Origin of the sequence: Sphingomonas sp. PvP055, from assembly GCF_040546365.1 — a bacterium.
Lineage (GTDB): Bacteria > Pseudomonadota > Alphaproteobacteria > Sphingomonadales > Sphingomonadaceae > Sphingomonas > Sphingomonas echinoides_A.
In genome coordinates this window covers 3715511-3740614 of the sequence record NZ_JBEPNS010000001.1, presented here as the reverse complement: position 1 = coordinate 3740614, position 25104 = coordinate 3715511, and the positions used below count along the sequence as shown (strand labels likewise).

The 25104-nt window shown below is 65.4% G+C and carries 18 protein-coding genes; 9 read left to right on the top strand and 9 right to left on the bottom strand.

The annotated features are described in order from the left end of the window. Positions 1–31: 31 nt before the first annotated feature. The gene (locus ABIC16_RS17505; RefSeq protein ID WP_354292050.1) at positions 32–1384 is read right to left on the bottom strand and encodes a GntP family permease; all 1353 of its coding nucleotides are present in this window, start codon (positions 1382–1384) and stop codon (positions 32–34) included. A gap of 269 nt (positions 1385–1653) precedes the next feature. On the opposite strand from ABIC16_RS17505, the gene ABIC16_RS17500 reads away from it, so the two are divergent. After that, positions 1654–1902: a helix-turn-helix domain-containing protein gene (locus ABIC16_RS17500; protein ID WP_277967971.1), complete on the top strand. Its 249-nt coding sequence runs from the start codon at positions 1654–1656 to the stop codon at positions 1900–1902. A 47-nt stretch (positions 1903–1949) separates the two neighbouring features. After that, complete coding sequence (locus tag ABIC16_RS17495; RefSeq protein WP_354292049.1) at positions 1950–4949, top strand: glycosyl hydrolase family 28-related protein; 3000 nt, start codon at positions 1950–1952, stop codon at positions 4947–4949. Positions 4950–5170: 221 nt separating this feature from the next. Here the strand turns inward: ABIC16_RS17495 and ABIC16_RS17490 are convergent, their stop codons facing one another. Then, positions 5171–5635, bottom strand: coding sequence for a hypothetical protein (locus ABIC16_RS17490; RefSeq protein WP_354292048.1), 465 nt, complete (start codon positions 5633–5635; stop codon positions 5171–5173). A gap of 313 nt (positions 5636–5948) precedes the next feature. Further along, a complete protein-coding gene (locus tag ABIC16_RS17485) occupies positions 5949–8081 on the bottom strand; it encodes a TonB-dependent receptor (protein ID WP_354292047.1) in 2133 nt (710 codons plus the stop codon). Between the two features lie 109 nt (positions 8082–8190). Between ABIC16_RS17485 and ABIC16_RS17480 the strand changes: the two genes are divergently transcribed. Both ABIC16_RS17480 and ABIC16_RS17475 read left to right on the top strand, forming a co-directional pair. Continuing rightward, positions 8191–10281, top strand: a complete 2091-nt coding sequence (locus ABIC16_RS17480) for a PepSY-associated TM helix domain-containing protein (protein ID WP_354292046.1) — start codon at positions 8191–8193, stop codon at positions 10279–10281. Further along, complete coding sequence (locus tag ABIC16_RS17475; protein WP_354292045.1) at positions 10181–10696, top strand: ferredoxin reductase domain-containing protein; 516 nt, start codon at positions 10181–10183, stop codon at positions 10694–10696. The genes ABIC16_RS17480 and ABIC16_RS17475 overlap by 101 nt, the downstream gene beginning before the upstream one ends. Before the next feature lie 294 nt (positions 10697–10990). On the opposite strand, the gene ABIC16_RS17470 is transcribed toward ABIC16_RS17475, so the two are convergent. Then, positions 10991–12583, bottom strand: coding sequence for a FecR domain-containing protein (locus ABIC16_RS17470; protein ID WP_354292044.1), 1593 nt, complete (start codon positions 12581–12583; stop codon positions 10991–10993). Positions 12584–12785: 202 nt separating this feature from the next. Between ABIC16_RS17470 and ABIC16_RS17465 the strand changes: the two genes are divergently transcribed. Further along, positions 12786–14441, top strand: a complete 1656-nt coding sequence (locus tag ABIC16_RS17465) for a ShlB/FhaC/HecB family hemolysin secretion/activation protein (protein WP_354292043.1) — start codon at positions 12786–12788, stop codon at positions 14439–14441. A gap of 14 nt (positions 14442–14455) precedes the next feature. After that, positions 14456–16756 (top strand): EAL domain-containing protein, encoded by a 2301-nt coding sequence (locus ABIC16_RS17460; RefSeq protein WP_354292042.1) that lies wholly within the window; start codon positions 14456–14458, stop codon positions 16754–16756. Positions 16757–16796: 40 nt separating this feature from the next. Here ABIC16_RS17460 and ABIC16_RS17455 read toward each other — a convergent pair whose 3' ends face one another. The 3 genes from ABIC16_RS17455 to ABIC16_RS17445 are packed head-to-tail and all read right to left on the bottom strand — an operon-like array spanning position 16797 to position 18240. Continuing rightward, entirely contained in the window at positions 16797–17300 is a 504-nt protein-coding gene (locus tag ABIC16_RS17455; RefSeq protein ID WP_354292041.1) for a DUF6438 domain-containing protein, read from the bottom strand. Positions 17301–17350: 50 nt separating this feature from the next. Beyond that, on the bottom strand, positions 17351–17752 hold the full coding sequence (locus ABIC16_RS17450) for a barstar family protein (protein WP_354292040.1): 402 nt from the start codon (positions 17750–17752) through the stop codon (positions 17351–17353). Beyond that, the gene (locus tag ABIC16_RS17445; protein WP_354292039.1) at positions 17749–18240 is read right to left on the bottom strand and encodes a DUF4232 domain-containing protein; all 492 of its coding nucleotides are present in this window, start codon (positions 18238–18240) and stop codon (positions 17749–17751) included. Before ABIC16_RS17445 ends, ABIC16_RS17450 begins: the two co-directional genes overlap by 4 nt. 303 nt (positions 18241–18543) lie before the next feature. On the opposite strand from ABIC16_RS17445, the gene ABIC16_RS17440 reads away from it, so the two are divergent. The 3 genes from ABIC16_RS17440 to ABIC16_RS17430 all read left to right on the top strand — a co-directional run bounded on the left by ABIC16_RS17440 (position 18544) and on the right by ABIC16_RS17430 (position 21930). Then, positions 18544–19857: a cation:dicarboxylate symporter family transporter gene (locus tag ABIC16_RS17440; protein ID WP_354292038.1), complete on the top strand. Its 1314-nt coding sequence runs from the start codon at positions 18544–18546 to the stop codon at positions 19855–19857. A 73-nt stretch (positions 19858–19930) separates the two neighbouring features. After that, positions 19931–20869 carry an amidohydrolase family protein gene (locus tag ABIC16_RS17435; protein WP_354292037.1) on the top strand — a complete coding sequence of 313 codons (939 nt, stop codon included), beginning with the start codon at positions 19931–19933 and terminating at the stop codon, positions 20867–20869. Between the two features lie 179 nt (positions 20870–21048). Further along, positions 21049–21930: an alpha/beta fold hydrolase gene (locus ABIC16_RS17430; protein WP_354292036.1), complete on the top strand. Its 882-nt coding sequence runs from the start codon at positions 21049–21051 to the stop codon at positions 21928–21930. Positions 21931–22366: 436 nt separating this feature from the next. On the opposite strand, the gene ABIC16_RS17425 is transcribed toward ABIC16_RS17430, so the two are convergent. Both ABIC16_RS17425 and ABIC16_RS17420 read right to left on the bottom strand, forming a co-directional pair. Then, the gene (locus tag ABIC16_RS17425; protein ID WP_354292035.1) at positions 22367–22918 is read right to left on the bottom strand and encodes a hypothetical protein; all 552 of its coding nucleotides are present in this window, start codon (positions 22916–22918) and stop codon (positions 22367–22369) included. A gap of 650 nt (positions 22919–23568) precedes the next feature. Then, on the bottom strand, positions 23569–24846 hold the full coding sequence (locus tag ABIC16_RS17420; protein ID WP_354292034.1) for a glycoside hydrolase family 130 protein: 1278 nt from the start codon (positions 24844–24846) through the stop codon (positions 23569–23571). Positions 24847–25104 lie beyond the last annotated feature (258 nt).

Here is a 25104-nt window from a genome sequence, read left to right as displayed (position 1 = left end):
TCCTCTATCGTCGCATCGACAGCGGAACCGGTCATATGATGTAACTGAGCCCCGCGACCATGGCGAGACCGGCGACCGAGATGACCGTCTCGAGCAGCGACCAGGTGCGGAACGTATCGGCGGTGCTGGTACCCATATAGCCCTTTACCAGCCAGAACCCCGGATCGTTGACGTGGCTGAAGAACACCGATCCCGCACCGATCGCCAGCACGACCAGCTCGGGGGAGGCGCCCGACGCCGCAACGACGCCGGGCATCACCCCGACCGCCGTAATCGTGGCGACCGTTGCCGAGCCGGCGGCAAGCCGGATGCCGACCGCGACAAGCCAGCCGAGCAGCAAGGGCGAGATCGAGTACATCATGACGACGCGCGCGAGCAGATCGGAGAGGCCTGCGCTCACCAGCACCTGCTTCAGCGCACCGCCTGCGCCGATCGCCAGCAGGATCGCGCCCGCCGCGCCCATCGTCTCGTGCCAGATCGATTCCTGAATCGCGGCCTCGCTCATCCGCCGCCCGAACAGCAGGGGCAGCGCGAGCAGGTTGGTGATCAGCAGGGCGAGCACCGGGTTTGCCATCGCGGCGAGGATAACCGAGCCTTCCAGCCCTGGGATCAGCTTGCCCAACTCGCCCGAGGCGATCAGCACGATCGGCAGCAGGACGATGAACAGCGCGCGGCTATGCGACGGGGCGACCAGATCCGTCACCGGTTCGCTCAGCACCGGCTCCGTCAGACGGATGCCGGGTGCTACGACGCGGGCCAGCACGGGGCCGGCGAGCACCGCGATCGGAATCGCGATCATCACGCCGTACAGCATGGTGAGACCGAGGTTCGCACCCAGCGCCTCGACCGCGAGCAGCGGGCCGGGGTGCGGCGGGACGAGCGCGTGCACGACTCCCAGACCGGCGAGCGCGGGCATGATGAGGCGCAGCTTTGCAGCGTCTCGCTCGGCGGACGTGCTGCCGCTGGCCATTTCCTTGGCGGCGGCGACTACGATCGGGAGCAGCAACACCAGTCCGGTTTCGAAGAAAAGCGGCAAGCCGATGACGATCGCAATGCCGAGCGTCGCCCAAGGTGCGGCGCGCGGACCCGTGATGCGCAGCGCGCTGCTCGCCAGCGCGACCGCCGCGCCCGACAGGTGCAGCATCGCACCAAGCGACAGGCCGAGCGCGACGACCAGGCCGGTGCCGCCGACGATGTCGCCGACACCCTTTTGCACCGCCTTCGCCGTGTCGGCGAGCGGCATCCCGGCGAACAACCCGACGGCGAAGGCGCCACACAGCAGCCCGATGAAGGGGTGCAAGCGTCCGCGCACGATCAGTACGATTGCAAGCGCGATACCGGCAATCGCCGCCGCCACAAGCTGCAGATCACTGCCGCCGGTCACGAGGCGCGCCGACAGATATTCAGCTTTGACACCACTATCCTCCCCCCTGGCACACTCGGGCGCTCTCATGGCCCAAGTTGTCCAACAGATTTCGAGAATACACGGAAAAAAGGGCTTGAACATGCCTGTCGTAGTCGAACATACTAAAATCTGTCCAACCGATTCCGGATCAACCGGAGCATGACGGACACCCCTGTCGGCACATACGACGGCACGTCAGGTTTTGAGAGACGAGGGAGGATGGTATGATGGGAACCAGTCAGGGGGCAATGGTAGCGCTCGCCGCAGCGCCGTCGCCGGCGTGTGACGATGCTATGTCGGTGCAGCTGACGCCGAAGCAGGTCAAGGTCCTGCGCGGCGTCCGTTCCGGACAGGCCAACAAACAGATCGCCTATGACCTCGGCATCGCCGAAGCGACGGTGAAGGCGCACATGACGGCGTTGATGCGAAAGCTGAACGTGCACAATCGCACACAGGTGGCGATCGCGGCGGAATCGTTGATGCTCCACGGCGCCTGATTTTCTCTCCAGCGGTCGCACCGCCCCTCATATTACGGAGCACTCCCATGAAGGCGTCCGGCCTGCTGTTGATCGCGCTCGTTCTTGCGCCCGTCCCTGCCTTGGCACAATCGACCTCGGTCTTCCTGACCGCACCCGACGATCCCCGCGCCGTGACGGTAAAGGGTATCGGCGACGGGCGCGCGGACGATACCGCCGCCATCCAGCAGGCGATCGATGCCGTCGCGGCAGACCGGCAGCGCGGGGGTGGCGGCGTCGTCTTCCTCCCCTCGGGCCGCTACCGGATTTCGCGCACCGTGTTCCTGCGCTCCGGGGTGCGGATGTTCGGCGTCGGACCGACTCGCCCGGTGCTCCTTCTCGGGAACAACACGCCTGGCTACGCCAAGGGCATCGGTGCGATGCTGAGCTTTACGGGCGAGGACCAGTATCGCGCGGGCAAGCCGCCGGTGCCGCCACCCACCAGCGTGCCCTTCAGCGACACGACCTTCGACGCGACTTCCACCACCTTCTATTCGGCGCTGGCGAACGTCGATTTCGAGATCGGCGATGGGAATGCGGGCGCGGTTGCGGTGCGCTTTCGGGTCGCGCAGCACGGTTTCCTGCGGCATGTCGACTTCCGCCTCGGTTCGGGCTTCGCCGGGATCTATCAGGCGGGAAACGAGGCGGACAATCTGCGCTTCTTCGGCGGTCGCTACGGCATTGTGACCGAGAAGACGTCCCCCGCGTGGCAATTCACGCTGATCGATTCCGAGTTCTCCGGCCAGCGTGACGCCGCGATCCGCGAGCATGAAGTCGATTTGACGCTGGTCAACGTCACGATGCGCGACGCGCCGGTCGGGATCGAGATCGACCGCGGCTATTCGGATTCGCTATGGGGCAAGAACGTCCGGTTCGAGAACGTCAGCCGGGCAGGCGTTGTCATTTCCAGCGAACAAAGCGCCTTCACTCAGATCGGCTTCGACAATGCGGTGGGCGTGAACACGCCGGTGTTTGCACAATTCCGCGAGAGCGGGCGGACGATTCCCGGCAAGGGTGCCGGGTGGCGCGTCAGCGACTTCTCGCATGGGCTGAAAGTGGCTCGCATCGGAGAAATGGGCAAGGTGGCGACCGACATCACCATGACTCCGCTTGGCGCGACCCCACCGCCGCAGGCGCCGGCGCTCCCGCTGCTGCCGCCGGTCAGCGAGTGGGCGAATGCCCGCACGCTCGGTGCGAAGGGCGACGACCAGACCGATGACACCGCCGCGCTCCAGCGCGCGGTCAATGCGCACCGCGTCGTTTACCTGCCGACCGGCCGATACCGTATTACCGACACGCTGAAACTCCGGCCGGACAGCGTGCTGATTTCGCTGCATCCGAACCAGACCCAGCTTTATCTGCCGGATAACACCCCGGCCTTCGCCGGTGTCGGCGGGGCCAAGGCGATGGTCGAGAGTGCGAAGGGCGGCAACGCCATCGTCTACGGCCTGGGGCTCTATGCCGGGGGCGTGAACCCGCGCGCCTCCAACATCATCTGGCGCGCCGGCGAGCGGTCGATGATCAACGACGTGCGAATCCACGGGCCGGTCGTCTACACCAATGGCAAAGCGCATGGCGGCGGGATCGATCCCGAGGCGCGCTGGGACGGGCAGCAGGCCAGCATCTCGGTCACCGACGGCGGCGGCGGCACCTTCGCCGCGATCTGGACCCCGAACGGGCTGGCTTCCACCGGCTTCTCCGTGACCGACACCAAGACTCCGGGGCACGTCTACGAGCTGTCGGCGGAGCATCATTTCAAGAACGAAATCGTGCTGCGCAACGTTGAGAATTGGGAGTTCCTGGCGCCGCAGACCGAGCAGGAAGTGCGCGACGGCGTGTATGCGGTCTCGACCGAGTTCCACAACAGCCGCAACATCCTGTTCGCCAATTATCACGGCTATCGCGTCACCCGCACCGCCAAGCCGATGGACACCGCCGTGCGGCTGGTGAATTCGGGCGACATCCGCTTCCGCAATGTCCATGTAAACGCCGAGAGCGCCTATGCGCATTGCGACACCGAAGGGTGCGGCACCTATGTTCGCGCGAGCAAATATCCGTTCGAAAACGCCATTACGGACCTGACGTCCGGTCAGGAGGTTCGCGAGCGCGAGTTCGCGAAGCTGGACGTGCCCGCCGCCAGCGCGCGCCCGGCGACGGTCGCGGGGGTTCCGGTGACGCCTGGTGTCACGAAGCTGGCCGATGGCTTTTACTCGATCGCGGGCGGCGCGATCGATGCGCAAGGCAAGCTCTACTTCATCGACCGGTTCCATCAGCGCATCCACGGTTGGTCGTCGTCGGAGGGACTTACCACCGTCAGCCAGGCGACGCTCGACCCGGTGAACCTGACGGTTGACCGTTCAGGCCGCTTGCTCGTGCTGTCGAGCGCCGGGCGCGATGGCACGGTCTACAGCATCGACCCCAAGGCGCCCGACGACGTCCGTACCATCGCCGCCACCGCGCCCCGCGCTGGCAGCGCGGTCGCGCTCCCGGTCAACGTCTGGGCGAACGGCGAGTTCGCGGATCGCATCGACCAGAAGACGTACGAATATCCGCCGCTCTCCAGCTTCTTCACCAGCAAGATGGGCGAACCGAAGCGGCAGGCCTATGTCTCGCCCGACGGCTCGGTCGCGATCCCCGCGTTCCGGGTGTGGAACCAGGGGCCGGACGATCACCAGGGCTGGCGTTGGTCCGATACGCTCGACAGCTACGGGCTGGTAACCGCGCGCGCGGGCGAGCGTGTCACCCTGACCAACGGCTCGGAGAACCTGACCTACAGCGGCCAGGTGGCGGCAAGCGGTGCGCTTAGCGACCTGCGCGTCGTGGCACCGCGCGGCGGCGAGAGCGTGGCACGCGATTCCACGGGCAACCTCTATGTCGCGAACGGGCAGGTATGGGTCTATGACAAGAACGGCCGTGAAGTGCGGCGCATCGACGTTCCCGAGCGGCCGCTCCAGGTGCTGATCGGCGGCCCGGACAAGCGGACGCTGTTCATCCTCGCGCACCACGCGCTCTACTCGGTTGGGATCTAAGCGGACCGCCTTGCGCTGGTTGCCGGCGAGCGATGGGCGGGGGCGGTAAGGGGAACGGTCGTGTGCTTTCGGAAAGCGGCTAGTGGCCTGTGGACGACCGAAGCTTCACCTTGTCAGGAGTTGGAGCCTCCGACAGACAAGGAGCGGTTCACGTCATTTTGAGCCGCTACCGGTAGGGGGGGCGCTGCCGCGGTCGCCGAAGACTGCGGGCGGCGGCCTGTTTACCATTTGCTCTTCGTTTCGTTCATGATGCGAATATCGGCTTCGATATTCAAAAGACGGCTTTCTTCTCGTTCGCTTTCCCGCTTTGCCTGCTCGCGCGCGATCATCAACCCTCTGAAGCGCTGCGTATGGTTCACCGCGTTTTCCTTTCTGGCGGCTGGCGGTACCTGGCGCTGGTTGCTGGGGGGGCGCTTTTTGCTCTCGTGTCGCTTCCCGCGCTCCGCGATCTTTGCGCGTTCCGAGCTCTTCAACACCATCCAGATCTGGGAAATGACGATGAGCGAGAGGACCACCGCGACCACCGCTGTCCATATCACGATGGTGTCCGATGCCCAGACACCATCGTGAAGAACCACGACGAGGCCGATCGCAACGATCAGGAGGGTTAATTGAAGCACGAGGCCTGCTACGCGTGAAATGGTGGTCGTCCCTTCGCTTTGAGTGCCGGAAGGGTGAACGAGCACCGCGCCGAAGCATTAATGAACCGGTCGATTCCGCCTTTGCTCGCCATGTTCTATTTCTTCTTTATAGGATTTCCGAGAAAGCTGGTAATCAATTGCACTGTTGGCAAAATGCCCTTTGGATCTGGGCCGAAATCAGGGTTAAGACTTATTAATGTGAGCGGCGCGATCTGTTTCAGGCTCTGTAACGAGACTGGCGACAAGCGATTTGTATTTGCTGCCCGGCGCGCAAATGCCGCGCTTTTTCGAAGATCATTCATGCGCTTGCAAAACACCGTCGCGCGATCGGCACCTTTCGCTCTGGGGCCGCGCCGGGTCAGAAATCCATGCTTGCCGAGAAGCGGACCTGCCGCGCGAGGCCGACGTAAAACACCGAACCACCCGTCGACCAATAGCGTGTGTTGGTGATGTTATCGCCATTCACGCGCAAGGTCAGCGCGCGCGCATCGGCGAGCCGGATCTTATAGTCCGCACCGAGGCTGTAGGTCGTGTAGCCGGGCATCGCGTACCGATTGCGCGCATCGGCGTAGCGCAGGCCCGTATAATAGATACCGGCGCTCACACCCAGCGCGGGGAGGGCGGCCGGGCGATATTGCGCGAAGAGCGAGGTTGACCATTGCGGGGTGTTGTCCACCCGCTTGCCATTCTGCGCGGCGAGGCCGGTATTGCGCTGGGTAGCGTCGAGATACTGGCCCGACAGCGCGACCGAAAGCTGCCGCGTCAGATTTCCCTGTAGCGATGCTTCGACGCCTTCGTGGATCGCGCGACCGTTGACGACATAGACGTTGCTGCTGTCGGTATAGCTGAGGCCGCGATCGATGTGGAAATAAGCGACGCTCGCCAACGCGCCGGCGACCTCGATCCGGGCGCCCGCTTCGATCTGCTTGCTGAGCACGGGCGCGAGGACGTCGCCTTCGTTGGCGGTCCCGGCGGGAGCGGTGCCGGCACTTTCCAGACCCTCGATATAGGTGAAATAAAGACTGGATGTCGGCGTGGGCTTGAACACCACGCCCCCGGTCGGGGTCCACGCCGTCATCCGGTAGTTGCCGGTCGAATCCGCGGTGTCGTACAGCACGCGGCGCACGCCGCCGATCAACAGCACCTTCTCTCCGACATGCGCGATATCCATCGCGTAGATCCCGGTGTCGATGTTGACGCTGCCCGCCTGAAGCCGGGGCGCGGCGAACACCAGGCTGCCGAAGTCGATCGCGACCGGATCGTTGATGTTCTGCGCCACCGCCGTGTAGCTGGCCTGATGCTGGTCCTCCTGCACCTGCCGGTTGCGGGCCACACCGAACAACAGGTCGTGGGTGATGCCGAGGGTCTCGACCTTGCCGGCGATTTCGCCGCGGACATATTCGTTGCGATATGCCTGATCGGGTGTGTAATTGCCCGAAATCCGGCCGGCACCGCGCGCGACCGTGGCGGCGCTGGTGAAGCTGAAATCGGCCCGGCTGCGCTGGCGCCGCGATTGCGCCAGCCCCGATTCGACGCGGATCGACCAGTCCCCGCCCAGCACGTAATCGGCGCGCCCCAACACGTTGGTCGACCACGTCCGATAGGGCGCATTGACCGGGGCGTAGCGATGGTGCGGGTCAGGGATATGATCGAGCAATTGGAACGCGGACAGCGCGATGCCGCCCGGTTCGTCGGTCGCGCGGCGATAATGCTCCACATCGAGCTTGAACGACAGCCGCTCGGTCGCCTGCCAGTCGAACGCGCCGCTGACGAGGTAGCGGTGGCCGTTCACGCCATCGATCGGGGTTTCGACATGCGACGCATAGGCGTTGATCCGCGCGCCGAACTGCCCCGCGTCACCGAACGTGCGCCCGATATCGACACCGCCGCCGAAACTGCCTTCGACATCACCGTTGACATAGGCGTTGGTGACAGGGTGGGCGCCAGCGCGCTTGGCCACCACGTTGACGATGCCCGAGGGCGTGGCGATGCCGTAATAAAGCGCGGAAACGCCTTTGAGCAGTTCGACCCGCTGCTTGTTTTCGATCGGCACCGGGCTGAGGTTGATGATCTGAAGCGCGCCATTGAGGCGATAGTTGGTGCGCGCGTTCATCAGGACGCCGCGTGACACGAAATTGTTGCTGGTGGTGGGGCTGGTCGCCTGTTGGGTGACGCCGGGCGTGTTGCGCAACGCGTCTTCGAGTCCGGTGGCGCCCTGCGCATCGAGCAGCGCCCTGGGGATCACCGCGACCGTCGCCGGCGTATCGAGGATCGACTGATTACGGAACGCGCCGATCTGCACGACATCGGTCTTGAACGTCGGCAACCGGCCGATGACGATGATCTCCTCATCCAGCTTGGGGTCGATCTGATCCGCTCGGTCACCCGCCGCCCCGTTACCCGCGACCCGGTCACCCGCTGCCCCGTTACCCGCTGCCGGTGTGTTCGTCGCCATTGCCGCAGCAGACGCTGCTACCAACCAGAAACCCATGAAACCCCCTTTGACTGTGGCTGGCCCCTACTGTTAATGCAATTAACTCGCAATTGCATATTTGTGCGTTCGCGTGATAGGCGTGGTCTTCGAGGCAAACGGACCGTCAATGGCAAAGCGCATACTCTTTCAGATCCACTGGTTTCTGGGCATCACCGCCGGGATCGTGCTTGCGGTGATGGGCGTCACCGGCGCGGCGATGAGCTTCGAGGACGAGATCAGCGAGGCCCTGTCGCCGCGCCTCTACGCGCCCGGCGTGCCGGTGCGCGCAGACTTGTCACCGGACGCGGTGATCGCACGCGTGCAGGCGGACAATCCGGGCTATTATGTCAGTCGGCTCGACTGGGAAGTGCCGCGCGACCGCTCGCATGCGGTCCGTCTTACCGCGAACGCGGGGCACGACCGTAAACAGGGCCGGGCGGACCGGGCGACCGGGCGCTGGCTCGGTGAGCCCGCGGGCGCGGCTTTCTTCGATACGGTGGACGACCTGCACCGCTGGCTGGCGCTGCCCGGCGGCGGCAACGGGATCGGCCGCCAGATCACGGGTGCGAGCGCGATGGCACTGATCTTCTTCGCGCTCTCCGGCCTCTATCTCCGCTGGCCGCGTCGTGCGCTGGACTGGCGCGCGTGGCTGGTGCTGGATTTGCGCAAGACCGGCCGCAACCTGTGGCGCGGCCTGCATGTCGTGATCGGCACCTGGGTGCTGCTCTTTTACCTGCTGAGCGCGCTGACGGGCCTTTGGTGGAGCTACGACTGGTATAGTCGCGGCGTGACCTATGCCCTGACCGGAAAGGCTGGCGGCGAGGACGGTAACGGCATGCACAAGGCCGCTGGCGGCATCGCGCCGCGCCCCGCCATCGATCCCGCCTGGGCGAACTTCCGCGCTGTGACGGGCGACCGCTACGTCTGGGTGCGTATCTCCCGCCCGCCGCCACATCAGCCGATGCAGGCGATCACCTTCGATGCGCGCCGCGCCGACGCGCGCCACCTGCGCCAGCTCGACCGCTACAGCTACGTTCCTGGGACGAGCAAGCTCAAGAAGCGCGATTTCTACGACCGTCGGCCGCTCGGCACGATCGTCACGCAAAGCATGTTCGAACTGCATCGTGGCGCGTTCTTCGGCTTGCCCGGTCGGATCGTGATGCTGTTGACCAGCCTGACCATGCCGCTGTTCACGGTGACCGGCTTTCTTCTCTATTTCTCGCGGCGCAAGCGGACGCGCGCGGCGCGGGCACTGGAAGCGCAATCTCCTGCGTCGCAAAGTGCGGGCGATCTGCTGATCGCCTATGCCAGCCAGACCGGTACGGCGGCAATTCTCGCCCGCAACGCGGCGCAGGCGCTCGGTCAGGGCGGAGTCCGCGTGCAGGTGGTTCCGGTCGGCGCGGTCACGCCCGAACTGCTTGCCACGACCACGAAAGTGCTCTTCGTCGTCAGCACCTATGGCGATGGCGAGCCGCCCGACATGGCGCGCGGGTTCACCACGCGCATGCTGCGCGGGAGGAAAGACCCTGATCTCGCCCATCTCGCTTACGGCGTGCTGGCGCTTGGCGGACCGCGAATATCCCGACTTCTGCGGCTACGGCTGCGCGGTGGAGTCGTGGCTGGCCCGTGCCGGAGCCAAGCCGTTGTTCGCGATGATCGCCATGGACCGGAACGATGCCGAAGCCGGGGCGTGCTGGGCAAGCCAATTGCACGAGCTCGGCGCCCTTGTGGGAACGCGGGGCCAGACCGCCGCCGCGTTCGAAAACTGGACTCTCGTCGAACGCGTAGACCTCAATCCGGGGAGCGACGCGCTCAAGGCCTATCATCTGCGCTTCGAGCCGCCGGTCGATTCCGCGATGGACTGGGCGGCGGGCGACATCGTCGAGGTGCAGCCGTGCAACGCGCCAGCGACGGTGGATGCGCTGCTCGCCGCCCAAGCCGACGACGGCGATGTCCTCACGCGCGCCACGCACGCGCGCGAAACGTTGATGACCGTGATGCTGCCGCCCGACGCGAAGCTGCGCCCCCTGCCGATCCGCGAATATTCCGCCGCCTCGATCCCTGCGGACGGGACGCTCGACCTCGTCGTACGGCAGGTGCGGGACGCCGATGGTCGGTTGGGCACCGGGTCGGGCTGGCTGACCGCGTATCTCCCGCTCGGATCGGCCACGCCGCTGCGGATTCGCCCCAACCCGAGCTTCCGCACCGACGATCGTGACGCGACGCCACTGATCCTGATCGGGAACGGCACCGGCATCGCTGGCTTGCGCGCGCATCTGCGCGAACAGGCGCATGCCGGGCGCCGTGGGCATTGGCTCTTGTTCGGCGAACGCACCGCCGCGCATGAGCGGTATTTCGACGACGAACTGACCGGCTGGCTCGCGGATGCGACGCTCGCCCGGCTGGACCGCTGCTATTCGCGCGACGTGGATTGTGGCCGCTACGTCCAGGACCTGGTCCATGAAACGGAGACGGCGCTTCGCGCGTGGATCGACGCGGGCGCGACGGTGATGGTCTGCGGTAGCCTCGAGGGAATGGCGCAAGGTGTTCACGACGCGTTGGAGTCGATCATCGGCGCCGAGCGACTCGATCGCCTTGCCGAAGATGGTCGATACCGACGCGACGTGTACTGACCGGCGGGCCAGTGACAATCCCTTCGTCTAACGGACGCCGAGAACCTGGAGATCAGTCCCGGCTACTCGACCCCGTGGCACCCAACCCGCAGAAACGACCACTCTAGGAGCAACACCCGCGGGTAGGACATTGTGTTCGCTGCCGACCTTGAAGGGGATCCTGTGAAACCGTTAGAGACAGACCGATTTCGCATGTGGTTGCGTGGCGTCGGCCCAAGAACGGGGCGCGTAACGCAACCATACGCAAGCCGACGAGCTTGCGCATAACTGCGGAACCTTTCCCAGAGATTGCGGTCACTTCCCTTTGAAGAGACCCGTGAGCGCGTTCAACGTCGATAATACAATCGTACTCACCGTGTTTTGAGCGTTCTTCGCAGCCGCCGCTGCGGCGGATGCCGCTTCGTTTGCGGATTGCGCTGCGGCCTTTGCGGCTTCCTGTTGTTGTTTTGCCAGGTTTGCGGCGATCTGTGCCGCAGCGTTGGCCGCAGCTTTTGACGCGCCTTCACCCTGCTTGGCAGCTTGGTCGGCAGCGGCCTTGGCTGCCTCGTTGGCGGCGTGGGCGGCGTCTTGTGCCGCCTTGATTGCGGCCTGATCGGACGCGGCCCTCGCTGCATCCTTGGCTGCCTTTTCGGCGGCCACCAGCGCCGCGGCCGCATTGGCCTTGGCAAGATCATCCATGGTTTTTGCTGCGTCTGCGGCGGCTTTTTGTGCCGCAACTTCGGCCGCAGCATTTCCCGCGGCGTTTGCTGCTTCCAGCGCGGCCTGCGCTGCCGCTTTGGCCGCCTGGTCGGCGGCCGCCCTGGCGTTCCTTTGCGCTTCGGCGGCTGCGGATATGTCGGATTGCGCCTTCGCTGCACCGGCCGCCGCCTCGCTGGCCGCCTGGGCTGCCGCGTCCGCGACCGCTTTCGCAGCAGCGGCGGCCGCCTCGCTGTTGGCGCGGTCGGCAGCGGCTTGCGCCGTCGCCGCGGCGGCTTGTTGCGCGTTCAGCGCGGAAAGCTGCGCGGCCTGGTCCGCTGCCATCCTGGCTTGCGCCGCCATTTGCGCTGCATTCGCCTGATTGCTGGCCATCTCGGTCGCGAGCGTATTCGCTGTGCCAGCCGCGATCGCGGCGTTGACCGTGGCGACCGTCTTGAGCGCCGAGGTCGAGGCTTCGGTAACGGTCCGCGTGACCGCCGCGACTTCGGTCAGGTCGGATGCGCCGCCGGTCGTGCCGCCGACCAACCCGTTGGTGATTGCCGCCAGCGAGACCGGGGCTTCATGGATTGTCACGTCGATCGCCGCTGTCTCGGTGGGCGCTGCCGAGGCTGCCAGTGCGGGCGCGCTTGCGGCGATGGGGCCGGCGGAGACAGCGTCGGCTGGCGCAGCCGGCGACGCCACGATCTTGCTCACCCCGGCGGTATCCACCCGCATGCGATACAAATCCTGTGCGCCGATCACCGCGACCGAGCCGGGGCGCAACAGATCATGCGCGCCGCCGTCGGGCGTCGCCACGTCCACCGCGCCCTCGAGCACCTGAACCGACGCGCCCTTTTCGGACACGCCGATCGAGAAGGTCGTGCCCTTGACCACGGCGGCGAGATACGGGGTCTTCACCTCGAAATGCGGGGTCATCTTCTTCTTGATCATGAAGACGACGTTGCCGACTTCCTGGATCACCTGCGAGACGCCGGTCGGCGCGGTTTCCGCTGGCAACCGGAGCCGCGAGGCGGCGGCGACCATCATATATTCCGATCCGCGCACCAGGACCGCGCGACCGCCGGGACCCGTCGTCACCGTGTCTCCTGCCGCGATCCCGAGACCGCGCGTCGCCACCTTGCTGAGACCGGCATGGCCGATCTGGACCGGGCCGCTCGTTTCGCTCACCGTCCAACCCGGGCCCGAAGCCATCGCAGTCGAGGAACACCCCACAGCGAAAAGCGCGATCAACCGTTTACGCATCCCAATACCCTCTCATCCACGAGGATCGAGTAGCGCGTGGCCCTATTCAAAACGTTCAAGCGCACGCTTAATCACGCGTTAGCCATCGAAGAAACTAACCTTTTGCAAAGGCTTGCTCCCTAACCAGCCGATAGAGGCTGGAGGATTTCGAATGCGTTTTGGGAAAACTGTGCTGACCGGCGGGGCGGCCGTGCTGTATCCGTGGGGCGCCGCGCAGGCACAGGAGCAGCTCAATCGCGCGGACCCTTCGATCATCTCGCGAAGCCTGCCGCGCCCCGCGCCGACGATGCCCAGCGACAATCCCGTCGTCGCCCCCGGCCCGAGATCGGTGCCGTCCGACCCGCAGATCGCACCGCGACTGGCCCGCGCGATTGTCGTCGAGGGGGGCGATGAAATCGCGCGCGACCGCTTCAGGAATTCGCTGGCCGGCTATATCGGACGTAATCTTTCGAGCGACGATCTGAAGGCACTGTCCCGCGCGGTTGCCGATGTCGCACGACAGGCGGGATATCCGTTCGCGAGTGCGTGGATCGAACCGCAAGCGATGGCGGACGGCGTGTTGCGCGTTCGGCTGGATGCGGGCGCGCTTACGGCGGTGCGGGTCATCGGCCATGCCAATGCGCTTGCCGATCGCATCCTGACGCGCGCGCTCGTCACGGGACGACCGGTCCGCCGCATGGAACTGGAGCGCGCGATCCTGCTCGTTGGCGATATTCCGGGGGTGACGGTCAAGGAGAGCAAGTATCTCCGCCAGGACGGCTTCGGGATCCTGCTGGTGACGATCGAGGAGGATCGCCTGAGCGCGTACGCGCAGGTCGACAATCGTGGCAGCAAAGAAGTCGGTCCGATCCGGACGACCGTGATCGGCAATGCGCGACATCTTCTGACGGCGGGGGACGAGGCGAGCCTGATTCTGGCGAACACGCCAATCGAGCCATCCGAATTCGTTTTCGTCCGCGGGCGCTATACTGCCCCGGTCGATGCGAACGGGGCCACGCTGTCGCTGTCGGCGTCTTATGGTCTGGCAAATCCCGGCGCATCCCTGGCGCCGCTCGATGTGACCGGAGAGACGGTCGACGCGAGCGTCTTCTATTCGAAGCCGATCGTGCGGTCGCGCGAACATAGCCTGTGGGCGACCGTCGAGATTCGTGGGCTTCGCAGCGATCAGACCCTGCGCGACTTTCCGTTGCGAAGCGATTCGGTTGCGACGCTGACCGGCGCGGTCAATGGGACGATGCGCGCGGGGGCGGGGATCTTGCGCGGGGGCTTGCGGGTTACCGATGGACTTCCATTGCCGGGTGTATCGCACGAAGGCGACGCGATGATCTCGCGGCGCGACGGCGATGCCCGGTTCGTCGTCGTCAGCTACGCAGCGGAATGGGTCGCGCCCTTGTCCCGCAAGGTTAGCCTGGCGCTCGGGTCGGAGGCGCAGCTGGCCTCGCGGCCGTTGCTGGCGACTTTCGAACTCGGGGTCGGGGGGCCGGGCTTCGGGCACGCGTATGATTATGCCGAGCGGACCGGGGACAATGGCGTGTTGGGATCGGGGGAAATCCGCTTCGATCTGGGCCATGTCGCCGCACCGGTGGTCGACCGGGTCGAACTCTACGCCTCGGTCGACGGGGGCTATGTCGCCAATTTGCGCGGCGGCACTGGCGGCGGTGCGTTGCTCTCCGCCGCTGCTGGCGCGCGCGTCAGCCGCGGTCGGTTGAGCGGGATGCTCGAAGTCGCGCTGCCGCTCAACCGGGACCGCTTCGACACGGGCAATCGCGATCCGCGCGTGTCGTTCCGCCTGGCGCGGGTGTTCTGATGCGGGGGGCGGCGATGCTCACCGCGATCTTCGACCGGCGACCGTCCAGCTGGCTGATCCTGGGGACGGCGATCGTGGTGGGCGTGCTGCTGGCGATCCTCCCGCTCGGCGCGGTGCTCGACCGCACGCTGTCGGTTGCCCGGTTCGGGATCGTTCCGCGTGCTGCGAGCGGCAAGGTCGTGGTCGTCGAGATGGACGCCCAGAGTGCCGCCACGATCCAGCGTTGGCCATGGTCCCGCGCGCATTACGCCGCAGTGGTCGATGCCCTGCGCCGGGCCGGTGCCGCGGCGATCGTGTTCGACGTCGATTTCTCATCGGCGTCCGACGCCAAGGGTGACACCGCCTTTGCCGCAGCGCTGGCGCGGGCCGATGGCATGGTCGCCTTGCCGACGTTCGGGCAAAGCGCCGATGCCACCGATCAGCGGACGATCGACGCGCTGCCACTTGCAATGTTCCGATCGCAGGCTGCGCTTGCGTCGGTCAGCATCCAGCCTGATCCGGACGGACAGGTCCGGTCGATGCCGTTCGGCACGATGACGGACGGCGTACCGCGCCCTTCGTTGTCGTCCTATATCGCGCAACGCTCGGGGGTCGTGGACGTCGGCTTCCCGATCGACATGTCGATCGACCCGTCGACCATTCCCCGGCTCAGCTTCATCGACGTGCGCGACGGCAAGGCCGATCTGGCACGCGTGCGCGGTCGGTCGGTCCTGATCGGCGCGACCGCGGTGGAGATGGGCGATCGCTATGCGACGCCGTCGTGGGGCGTCATCCCCGGGGTGGTGGTTCAGGCGATGGCCGCCGAAACGCTGCTGCGCGGAATTCCGCGCTACGGCAGCGGCACGATGCCGTTCCTGCTCGCGCTGCTGACGCTGCTCGGCATCGTGCGCACGCGGGGCACCGGCCTGTTCGTCGCGGTTGTGGGGGCAGGGATCGTCGTGACGGGGGTCGTGCTGTTCGCGCAGCACGTTGTGCTCGTCACCTATCCGCTGGCCGCCGCGCTGAGCATGATCGCGGTTGCGGGCCTGGCCTGCGCTGGCCGCGACGTGGCCGGGCGGTTCCGCGCCCAGCGGATGATCGACGAGACGACGGGCCTGCCCAACGGCCTGTCGCTGGTTGCGGAGCATCGCGGCGACGCGATGTGCACGCTCGTGGTCCTGCAGCTGGTCAATTACGACAGTCTCGTCGCGATCCTCGGTTCGCGGCCATCGGCCGATGTCGTGGTGCGAGTCGCCGATCGCCTCGCGCTCGTCGCATCGGGCCACCGCGTTTACCGTTCGGCGGACCGGCAGCTTGCGTTCCTGTTGCCGCGGGACGAGCCCGTCGAGGACACGCTCGACGGGCTGCGCGCCGTGGTGTTGCAGGCGGTCGAAGTGGTCGGCCGCAAGGTCGATGTCGCGGCCGTGCTGGGCGTGGCAGTGGGGGCCGCGGCCACGATCGAACGCTTGCTGGCCGACGCGGCGCTGGCCGCGGAGGACGCGCTGCAGGGCGGGCGTTTCTGGCGGCGCAGCCTGGCCGACGATGGCGATCTCGAGCGCACGATCTCGCTGATGGGCGAGCTGGACGTCGGACTCGCGGACGGCGGTATCGAGGTGTTCTACCAGCCGAAATACGATGTGCGGGCGGGGCGGATCACCAGTACCGAGGCGCTGGTCCGCTGGCGGCATCCGCAGCGCGGGTTCATCGGACCCGACCTGTTCATTCCGCTGGCCGAAAAGACCAACCGCATCGCACCGCTCACGCTGCACGTGCTGCGAACGGTATTACGCGATGCCTCCGCCTGGCGCCGGCAGCATGGTCCCATCACGGCCGCCGTCAACATCTCCGCAAACCTGCTGTCGGATGCGGCATTCAACGCGGCGGTCGAGCGGATCCTTCACGAGACGGATGTCCCGGCGACCGCGCTGGTCTTCGAAGTCACCGAATCCGCCGCCATGTCCGATCCGACCAGCGCGATCGCGGCGCTCGAACGTTATCGCGATCTTGGCGTGGCGTTGTCGATGGACGATTATGGCACCGGCCAATCGACGCTGACCTATCTGCGGCAGCTCCCGCTCACCGAACTGAAGATCGACCGAAGCTTCGTCCAGCACGCCCATAGCAACCATGCGGACGGGGTGCTGGTGCGGTCCACGATCGCCCTGGCACACGATCTCGGCCTCAAGGTCGTCGCGGAAGGCGTCGAGGACCAAGCCTGCCTCGACTTCCTCGAACGCTGTGGATGCGACCTAATCCAGGGATATTTCATCAGCCGCCCGCTGCCGCTCGACCGGTTGCTGGAACGCCTGTCCGAGCAATCCCGCGACGCGGCGTGACGGATCAGCGGCGTTCCCCGGCCTTTGCGGGGCGGGACGCTCAGCGCTTGCCGATCAGGTCGGCGATCGGGAGCGCCTGGGGTGCGCCGCGCAAGGCTTCGGCCAGCGCCTGGTTCCCGCCGCGATCGCAGCCGTAATCGTAGACCAGGTGGCCGTTGCCGCCAGCGCCGCTCCAGGTAACATCCGCCGAGGACAGATCGGACGCATAGGTCTTGCAGGTTTCCGGTCCGGTCAGCAGGCGTTCGCCGACGGGCAGATAGGGGTGCAACCGTGCGAAGAAGTCGGTGACCTGCCGGGCGGTCGCGGTGAAGCGGCGTTCGCCGCTTACCGCGGTGTTGCGCGTGCCGGTGAACACGCCCGCGCCATCGGCGCCGATCGTGACGCTGTAGACCGGGCAGAAACCGTGGCATGGCGTCGTGGCATAGGTGACGCTGCGGATCTGCGCCGGGGGCGATCCGGCAGGGTGCGGCGCGGCTTCGCGCTGGGGCGCTGCGCACCCGGCCAGGGCGAGCGTTGCGCCCGTCATCATTTTCAGCAGTCGCATTCGTCGTCCCTTTTCGAAGTGTGAGCGCATGCCCCCTGACGCGTTGTGCGTCACGCCGGTACGAGCATGATGTTGCGATGATCCCCGATGATCTCGAGAATGATGTCGAAATAGGTCTGTCCTTCGCCGCGTTCGAGCGCGTCGAGCTGGTTGCGGATGACATCGGTATTAAACGTGGCGGGGCTTTGCAGCTTCTCCAGCAACCAAGCCCGCGTCGTTTCGATGCCGAGGGCGGCTCGGCTCGCCTCCATCTCCCGCCAGACGAGTTCGACGGGCGCGCGCCCGTCGATCGCGCCATAGCCGCCGTACAGCAGGTCGTTCAACGCATCGAGACTCTCCGCCAGCGCCCAGGTTTCGTCCGCCATGAAGACGCGATTGATCTCGGCATAGAAGCTTGGAATGTCGACGATCGCCCGTCCGGCGAGTTCGAGGGTGTTGGGGATGGCGGTCACCGTTCGGACCCGCTTTCGATCGCGTGGAAAGGGGTTTGCTCGAACGGGGCGGGTTGCCCGGCGGGGCCGTACAGCGATGCGCGGAGCGGTGTCGGCAGTGTGGTCGTGCCGATGCCGACCGTGATCTTGCGCGCGCGCAGGGTTCGGTTGCGCGGGAAGACCGGGCCGGAAATCCAGCGGAGCTGCGATGTCGCGCGATCCCCCGTGGCGAGGCGGACCGGCACCAGCACCGGACCGGGGTGCATGCCGCGGGGTGCCGCGCGCGCGGCGGGCAGCGCGCGATTCCGCGCGTCGCGGAACCGCACCGCGGGCAAGGCGTCCAGCGCGCACGCCGGGCCGACGTTGCGGATCGAAAGTTCGGTTCCCGCATGCGACATGCCGTTGAAGTCGCCATCGTGGCCGTCGAGCGTCAGGCGCAGCTGACCCGCACGACACGGCGGCAGCGATAGCGCTGGCGCCGCGAGCAAGAGCAGGGCGAGGATCGGCATGATGGTCTCCGGTGAAGGATCACCATCGCGGCATCGAGGTGAACAGGCCATGACGGGGGCGACCGAATCGCGTGCCAAGGCCAGGGGGTCCACGACCGTCTGAACAGGTCGGCTCGCCTCAATATGCCGGAACGGCATAAGCTGCCATATAAAATCGGTTTTAGCTCTAGCTCGAACTTCGCCGTACCAAGGGTTCCGGCAAGAAGCGGCAACAGACCGCATAGCATTGCATCAACATCGTCAGCGGTGTCGGACAATGGGCAATCGGCGGGCATACAGCCCGGAACCCTGGAGAGGCGCGTCTTGAAGCATCTGAAGAAACTCCACGTCCAGGTGCTGATCGCACTCGTCCTGGCCGTGATCCTCGGTCTGGTCGTGCCAGCCTGGGGCACCGCCATGAAGCCGATCGGACAGGCGTTCATCGCGCTGCTCAAGATGATGCTCGCGCCGATCATCTTCCTGACGCTCGTCCACGGTCTGACCCACGTCTCCGACATGCGCGCGCTGGGGCGGATGGGGATCAAGTCGCTGGTCTATTTCGAGGTTGTCAGCACCGTCGCGATGGTGTTCGGTCTGGTCGCGGTCAATCTGCTCCAGCCCGGCGTCGGCTTGCACGCGACCGACCTGGTCGAGCCCGCCGCCGCCGTCAACGCGGGCAAGATCGCGCCCGTCGATTTCTTCCTCCACATCATTCCCAATACGCTCGTCGGCGCGTTTGCGACCGGCGATATCCTGCAGGTGCTGCTCATCTCGCTGCTGGCCGGCATCGCGATCAACCGCGTGTGCGGCCCCGATTCGCTGACGGTGCGCGGGATCGAGGAAGCGCAGACCATCCTGTTCAAGATGCTGAGCTTCCTGATGAAACTCGCCCCGCTCGGCGCGTTCGGCGCGATGGCGGCGGCGGTCGGCAGCAATGGCGGCGAGACGCTGCTGTACCTGCTGAAGCTGATCGGCGTCTATTATCTCGCTTCCGCGCTGTTCGTGTTCATCTTCCTTTGGGCGATCGCCTGGGTGATCGGCCTGCCGTTCCTCCCGATGCTCAGCCTGATCCGCGACGAGATCCTGCTCGTCTTCGGCACCGCATCGGGGGAAGTCGCCTTCCCGCGATTGCTGGAGAAGCTCAAGAAGAGCGGGTGCGACGATGTCGTGGTCGGGTTCGTCCTGCCGGCGGGGTATAGTTTCAATCTCGACGGCACGTCGATCTACATGGCGGTCGCGATCGGCTTCATCGCGCAGGCGACCGACACGCCGTTCAGCCTGTGGCAGCAGATCGGGTTGCTCGCGATCCTGGCGCTGACCTCCAAGGGCGGTACGACGGTCGCGGGGGGCGCGTTCATCAAGCTTGCCGCGACGCTGCAATCGGTGCGCACGCTGCCGCTCGGCGGTCTGGGGCTGTTGTTCGGGATCGACCGGATCATGGCGACCGCGACCGCGCTGACCAACATCGTCGGCAACACGCTCGCGGTGTTCGTCATCGCGCGGTGGGAGGGCGGTTTCGACCCGGCAGCGTTCGAAGCGGAAACCGGCCACGCACCGGGGCGGAGTCTCCTGCGCGGCCCGGCAAAGCCGATCGAGACGCCCGCCGCCGCCCATCCCGAAGCGACGGTGACGGCATGAGCCCGAACGCCATTCCCGCAGTGGCAAGCGCGAAGCCGGGGACCGCACCGCGTGGAACCGGGCATTACGCCCGATGACGTCGGACCACCCGAGCCGCCGCGACCTTCTGGGTGGTGCCGCCGTCGGTCTGGCGGGGGGGCTTCTGGCTGGCTGTGTCGATGCGACGACCGAACAAGGACTATCGATGACTTCGACCAAGATGCCGCACGGAGCGTGGGATTGTCACACCCACATCTATGGTCCGTTCGACCGGTTTCCGCTGCCCGCCACGGCGGCGTACACGCCGGACGCGGCGCCTTTCACCGCGTTGCAGGCGCTGCATGAGCGTCTTGGCATCGCCCAGGGCGTGCTCGTCCAGGCGGCGCCTTATGGCACGGATCATGCGGCGATCCTCGAGGCGATCGCCGCGAGCGGTGGCCGGTATCGCGGGATCGGCGTGATCGATGCGGCAACGACCGACGCGCAGCTCCAGCATCTGCACGATGGTGGCATCCGGGGCATCCGCTTCAACCTGATGGGCCATTTGCCCGGCAGTCGCGATCCCGCGGCGCTGCGTCGGACGGCGGAGCGTGTGCACGCGCTCGGGTGGCACGTGCTCGTGCATGGCGAACTGCCGGTGCTGATCCCCGTGCTCGAGCAATGGACCACGCTGGCGACGCCGCTGGTGATCGATCACATGGCCCGGCCCGATCTGACCGCGCCGGTGGACCCGGCGCAGCTTGCCGCGCTGGTTGTACACCTCCAGAACCCCAGTCGGTGGATCAAGCTTTCCGGCGTGGATCGTGCGATGCAGGGCGCTGCCGAGCCATCGCCGCACGCGACCGCCTATACCCGGATGCTGCTGGAGGCGGCGCCGGATCGCGCGATCTGGGGAACCGACTGGCCGCACCCGAACATCAAGGGACCGGTGCCCGACGACGCGGCGCTTCTCGCCTTCATCCTCGACGTCTGCGCGACGGATGCGCGGGCACAGGCCGTTCTGGTCGACAATCCGACGCGGTTGTACGCCTGATGTCGGTCGGTTTTCCGCTTCCTCCGCAGAACGCTGTTGCCGAGGGCTGTTGCCGGTGGCCGCAGCGCGACCGTTGCGCACCATCCGGACGCGCGCCGCCTCCAGGCCGCTGCTGACGGAGCACGGGCCCGAACGCCTCCAGTCTCGCCGCAATTCCCATGTATCCCAGGAGAACGATCATGAAGAGCTTCACCCGTCATTTCGCACCGATCGCCGTGGTGGCGATGGTCGCCGCGCAGCCGGCGGTCGCGCAGCGCCTCGGTCACGAACTCGTTCGCTACGACAACGTCCAGATCGACGTCACCACGCAGGGCAAGGGACCGGTCATCGTCATGCTGCCGTCGCTCGGTCGGTCCGGTCGTGACTATGACAAGGTTGCGGCGCGGCTCCAGCAATCGGGTTTCCGCGTCCTTCGCCCGGAGCCGCGCGGGATCGCGCGGAGCAAGGGGCCGATGGAAAAGCTGACCGTCCACGACTTCGCCAAGGACGTCGCGGCGGTGGTCGAGCATGAGAAGGCCGGGCCGGTCGTGGTGGTCGGCCACGCCTGGGGCAATTTCCCCGCGCGTCAGCTGGCAACCGATCGCCCCGATCTGGTGCGGGGCGTCGTGCTCGTCGCGGCCTCCGCCGGGAAGGTGCCGCCAGGGTCGGGCGAGAAGCCGATCAACGCCGAAATGCGTGAGGCGATCGACGGACCGAGCCATACCGAGCTCCCCGAGGCCAAGCGGCTCGAGTATCTCCGCAAGGCGTTCTTCGCGCCCGGCAACGATCCCCGCGTCTGGTTGGGCGGCTGGCATAAGGAAACCCACGACGCGCAGGGGTATGCGCGCAACAACACGCCGGTGGACGACTATTTCGCCGCCGGCACCGCGCCGATCCTCGACCTCCAGGCGGAAAAGGACACGGTCGCCCCACGGCGGTTCTCGGGCGTGTTGAAGAGCATGCTCGGCGACCGGGTGACGGTGCAGGTCATTCCCAACGCCGGCCATGCGATGGCGCCCGAACAGCCCAAGGCAATGGCCGACGCGATCGCCGCGTTCGCGCGCAAGGTCTACGCCAAATAATAGTCCTGCTGCCCCTGCCTGGCGAACGGGCGGGGGCAGCGCCCTTTTTACTGCGCGCGCGGGCGGCTGCTCCTCAGCCGCCCGTTTTTTGTCGCGGGTTGCGCACGGCAGCGGCAGCGGCGCGTGCCCGGCGGATCGCTCGCGATCCTCCCTTGGAAGCGCTACGCGAAACCCAGCGCATGAGGCGCGCCGTATCCGTGCTGCGCGATTACTGCCCAACATCGGTCTGCATCCCGGACGCCCTCTGCCTTCCTGTCGGGAGGGCGAGCCGGCTGGTCGTGCCGGTCTTCAAAAGGCACGTGGACGATTCCGTCATCTGTCGGGAACTTCGGACCGTTCGCGCAGGCGTTTTGGCGTCGTGTCGAGGGGGCAGGGCGGGCGCACGGCGGATTCCGACGCATGAACACGGCGTCGGTGCCTGCACTACAAGAACAGCTTAGTCCGGCCGGTAGATGTTCATGACGCTAGTGTTCCGGTCTCCGGCAGGGTTCCCGAATTTTACCCGTAGCGCTTCGAGGATACCGGGATACAGTTTGAGCAAGCTCAAGATCTCGAATTCGTGGACCTGGCTTTTGTGATATTTGTACATGATGCGGTTGCTCATGCTGTCGCCCATGTCGATGAACGCCGAAACGGGCCGGATTCCGGCCATCCGCCGGGACGGTTCGCCAAGGTGGGCGAGGCCGCTTTCCGTAGTGCAAACCAAATCTCGAGTGATCGAAGCATTGGAAGAGTATTCCTGTGCATCGCAACCATCAGACGATAGTAGGCCGCCACGGGGCGGCGTATTGATCGTCAGTCGAGCACTGGTATTCGCCGTCGTTTTCCACGATGGCGTTGGATTGCCTATGTCAAGAGTCGTTTCGAGATCTTCACTGCGGAATTCATAGCGCTCGCTCGATCTCGCTGAAGCATCTGCACTCATCGCACACAGCGGAATCGTCGCCACGAAAACCAACGACTGAAGTAGATAGCCCGTGACGCGCATGCTTCCCCCGACCAAGCATCGGCCCTAGACAGGCAAATGCTGTTCCATCCAAATCGCACGCAATAATAGGGTACAGAAGATCGGTATAAGAAGCTCAACACGCTTCCGGACTCGATCTAAAGGCGAGTCTATAGTCGATAACATTCCATTTTGGAACACAGTTAATGAGTCGAAGAACAACCAAACGACTTGAACGGCATTAAGAGAACTAAGGAGAGCACAGAAGGTCGTATTTTTATTGGAAAAAGTATTATAATATCAAAGCCTAGTTGCATTAGGCTCGTACTATTTTGCTCGAAAATGCTAATGTTCGACGCGTGATAAACTAACCGGCGTAATAAGGTTATTACGAAGATCGGCGGGTAGAGTATCCGGTTATTGCCAGAGGCAGCGCATGACCGTATGGGGTCTATGACGCGCGAATTGCGATGCTCTCGACAGGTCGATCGAGGATCAGCGGCTTGAAGTCGGGTCAGCGTGCGAGGAGCGACGCCGGACGCCGCAGAGAGCGTAGCCAGTCCGACGGGTGCGACGTCGCACTATCAAGGCGAATCCTTGCCAACGCGCGGGGCGGCGCGTTGGCAAGGCGGGACTACGCTACCCGCCGTTCGCAAGGTGCGCGTCAGACCGCATTATTGGTCAGTGACGGTCTACACCATCACGCTGAGCAGGTCGTCGACACTGCCGGTGGCGAAGGCGCTGTATTCATCGCCGATCGCATAGGGCAGCAGGATCCGCCGCCGATGCAGCAGTGCTCCGCAACTGTACGTCACGTTCGGTACATAGCCGCCGCGTTGTTCGCCGGAGGGGAACAGGAGCGGGGACGGGGTGCGGGCAAGGACTTTCGACGGGTCGTCCTTGTCCAGCAGGCAGGCGCCAACACAATAGCCGCGCACCATGCCCACGCCATGCGTGAACAGCAGCCAGCCTTCATCGATTTCGATCGGCGAGCCGCAATTGCCGATCTGGACGAACTCCCACGGGTATTTGGGACCCATGATCGGGCTGCCTTCATCCCAGTTCAGGAGATCATCGGAATAGAGCAGCCACAGATTGACGTTGTCCTGCCGCCCGATCATCGCGAAGCGTCCATCGACCCGTCGCGGAAACAGCGCCATGCCCTTGTATCCGGCCATTTCGCCGGTCAGCGCCCGCATTTCGAACGTCCGCTGATCGATGCCGCGCAGCAGCTCGGCGCGCGCGGTGTTGCCGTCGAACGCAGTGTACGTCCCGATCACGCTTTCCACGCCGTCGTGATCGGTAAACCGTACGAGGCGCAGATCCTCGACGCCTTTCCGCTGGCTCGGCAGAATCGGGAAGATCACGGTTTCGGAAATGTCCTCGCTGTCCTCCGCGCGCATCCGCACCCAGCCGTCGTTGTCGCTGTCGATCCGCGGCGGAACACCTTGCTCGCTCGGGGGATCGACGACGAGATCGGTGCCGCCGTCCCACGTCCCGGTCCGGAACGTGACGGAAGAAATATGGCCCTCGCCCACGCCGCGCAGCGAAATGATGAAGCGGATGCTGTCGTCGTTCGGATCCTGGTCGGGCAGGGTGACGATGCTCGGGTTGAACAACGCTGCGGATTCGAACGCATACTCCTGGCTGAAATAGGCACCCAACAGCAGTTGATCGCGCTTTTCCGGGACGTTCAGGTCGCCGAGGTCGCCTTTGACCTCTTCAAACCGCCGCAGGAACACGTTTTCGACGTTACGGTGCCGCGTTGCCATCGCATCGTTGAGCAGTCGCAACATGCGGTCGCGCGCTTCTGGCTCCAACGCCATGACCCGCGCCGCGACTTCCTGGAGGCGCGTCGGCGTCTGGTTGAACGCGGAGGGATATTCGAAGCTGAACGGACGGATGACGGTACGGGAAGGATCCGGTTTGAGTTCGATGTCGAGGGTGGTGAACACGTCCGCTGCAATCATCCGCTGGTCTCTTTCTGTGCCATCCTGACGAACAAGCGATACGCCTGCCTCGCCAGAAAGGTCCCGAGCGGGACGATCCGCCATGACGGTTTCGGCAGGCGTAGCGGATCGATCCCTTCACGCCGTACGATCCGGGGCGAGCATGGCCGGAGATCCCGAAGGGTCCAAATCGCTTCTGGGGCGTTTCCCTCTTGCATATGCGGCGCGGGATGCTTGGTCCCGTCGCGTGTCGTCCCGATATCGCCCCACTGTCCTGGC

Excerpts from the sequence above, each read along its gene's own strand:
- ABIC16_RS17500 (WP_277967971.1), top strand. The coding sequence starts at position 1,654 with ATGGTAGCGCTCGCCGCAGCGCCGTCGCCGGCGTGTGACGATGCTATG.
- ABIC16_RS17495 (WP_354292049.1), top strand. The coding sequence starts at position 1,950 with ATGAAGGCGTCCGGCCTGCTGTTGATCGCGCTCGTTCTTGCGCCCGTC.
- ABIC16_RS17485 (WP_354292047.1), bottom strand. The coding sequence starts at position 8,081 with ATGGGTTTCTGGTTGGTAGCAGCGTCTGCTGCGGCAATGGCGACGAAC.
- ABIC16_RS17480 (WP_354292046.1), top strand. The coding sequence starts at position 8,191 with ATGGCAAAGCGCATACTCTTTCAGATCCACTGGTTTCTGGGCATCACC.
- ABIC16_RS17470 (WP_354292044.1), bottom strand. The coding sequence starts at position 12,583 with ATGGCTTCGGGCCCGGGTTGGACGGTGAGCGAAACGAGCGGCCCGGTC.
- ABIC16_RS17465 (WP_354292043.1), top strand. The coding sequence starts at position 12,786 with ATGCGTTTTGGGAAAACTGTGCTGACCGGCGGGGCGGCCGTGCTGTAT.
- ABIC16_RS17460 (WP_354292042.1), top strand. The coding sequence starts at position 14,456 with ATGCTCACCGCGATCTTCGACCGGCGACCGTCCAGCTGGCTGATCCTG.
- ABIC16_RS17455 (WP_354292041.1), bottom strand. The coding sequence starts at position 17,300 with ATGCGACTGCTGAAAATGATGACGGGCGCAACGCTCGCCCTGGCCGGG.
- ABIC16_RS17445 (WP_354292039.1), bottom strand. The coding sequence starts at position 18,240 with ATGCCGATCCTCGCCCTGCTCTTGCTCGCGGCGCCAGCGCTATCGCTG.
- ABIC16_RS17435 (WP_354292037.1), top strand. The coding sequence starts at position 19,931 with ATGACGTCGGACCACCCGAGCCGCCGCGACCTTCTGGGTGGTGCCGCC.
- ABIC16_RS17430 (WP_354292036.1), top strand. The coding sequence starts at position 21,049 with ATGAAGAGCTTCACCCGTCATTTCGCACCGATCGCCGTGGTGGCGATG.
- ABIC16_RS17425 (WP_354292035.1), bottom strand. The coding sequence starts at position 22,918 with ATGCGCGTCACGGGCTATCTACTTCAGTCGTTGGTTTTCGTGGCGACG.
- ABIC16_RS17420 (WP_354292034.1), bottom strand. The coding sequence starts at position 24,846 with ATGATTGCAGCGGACGTGTTCACCACCCTCGACATCGAACTCAAACCG.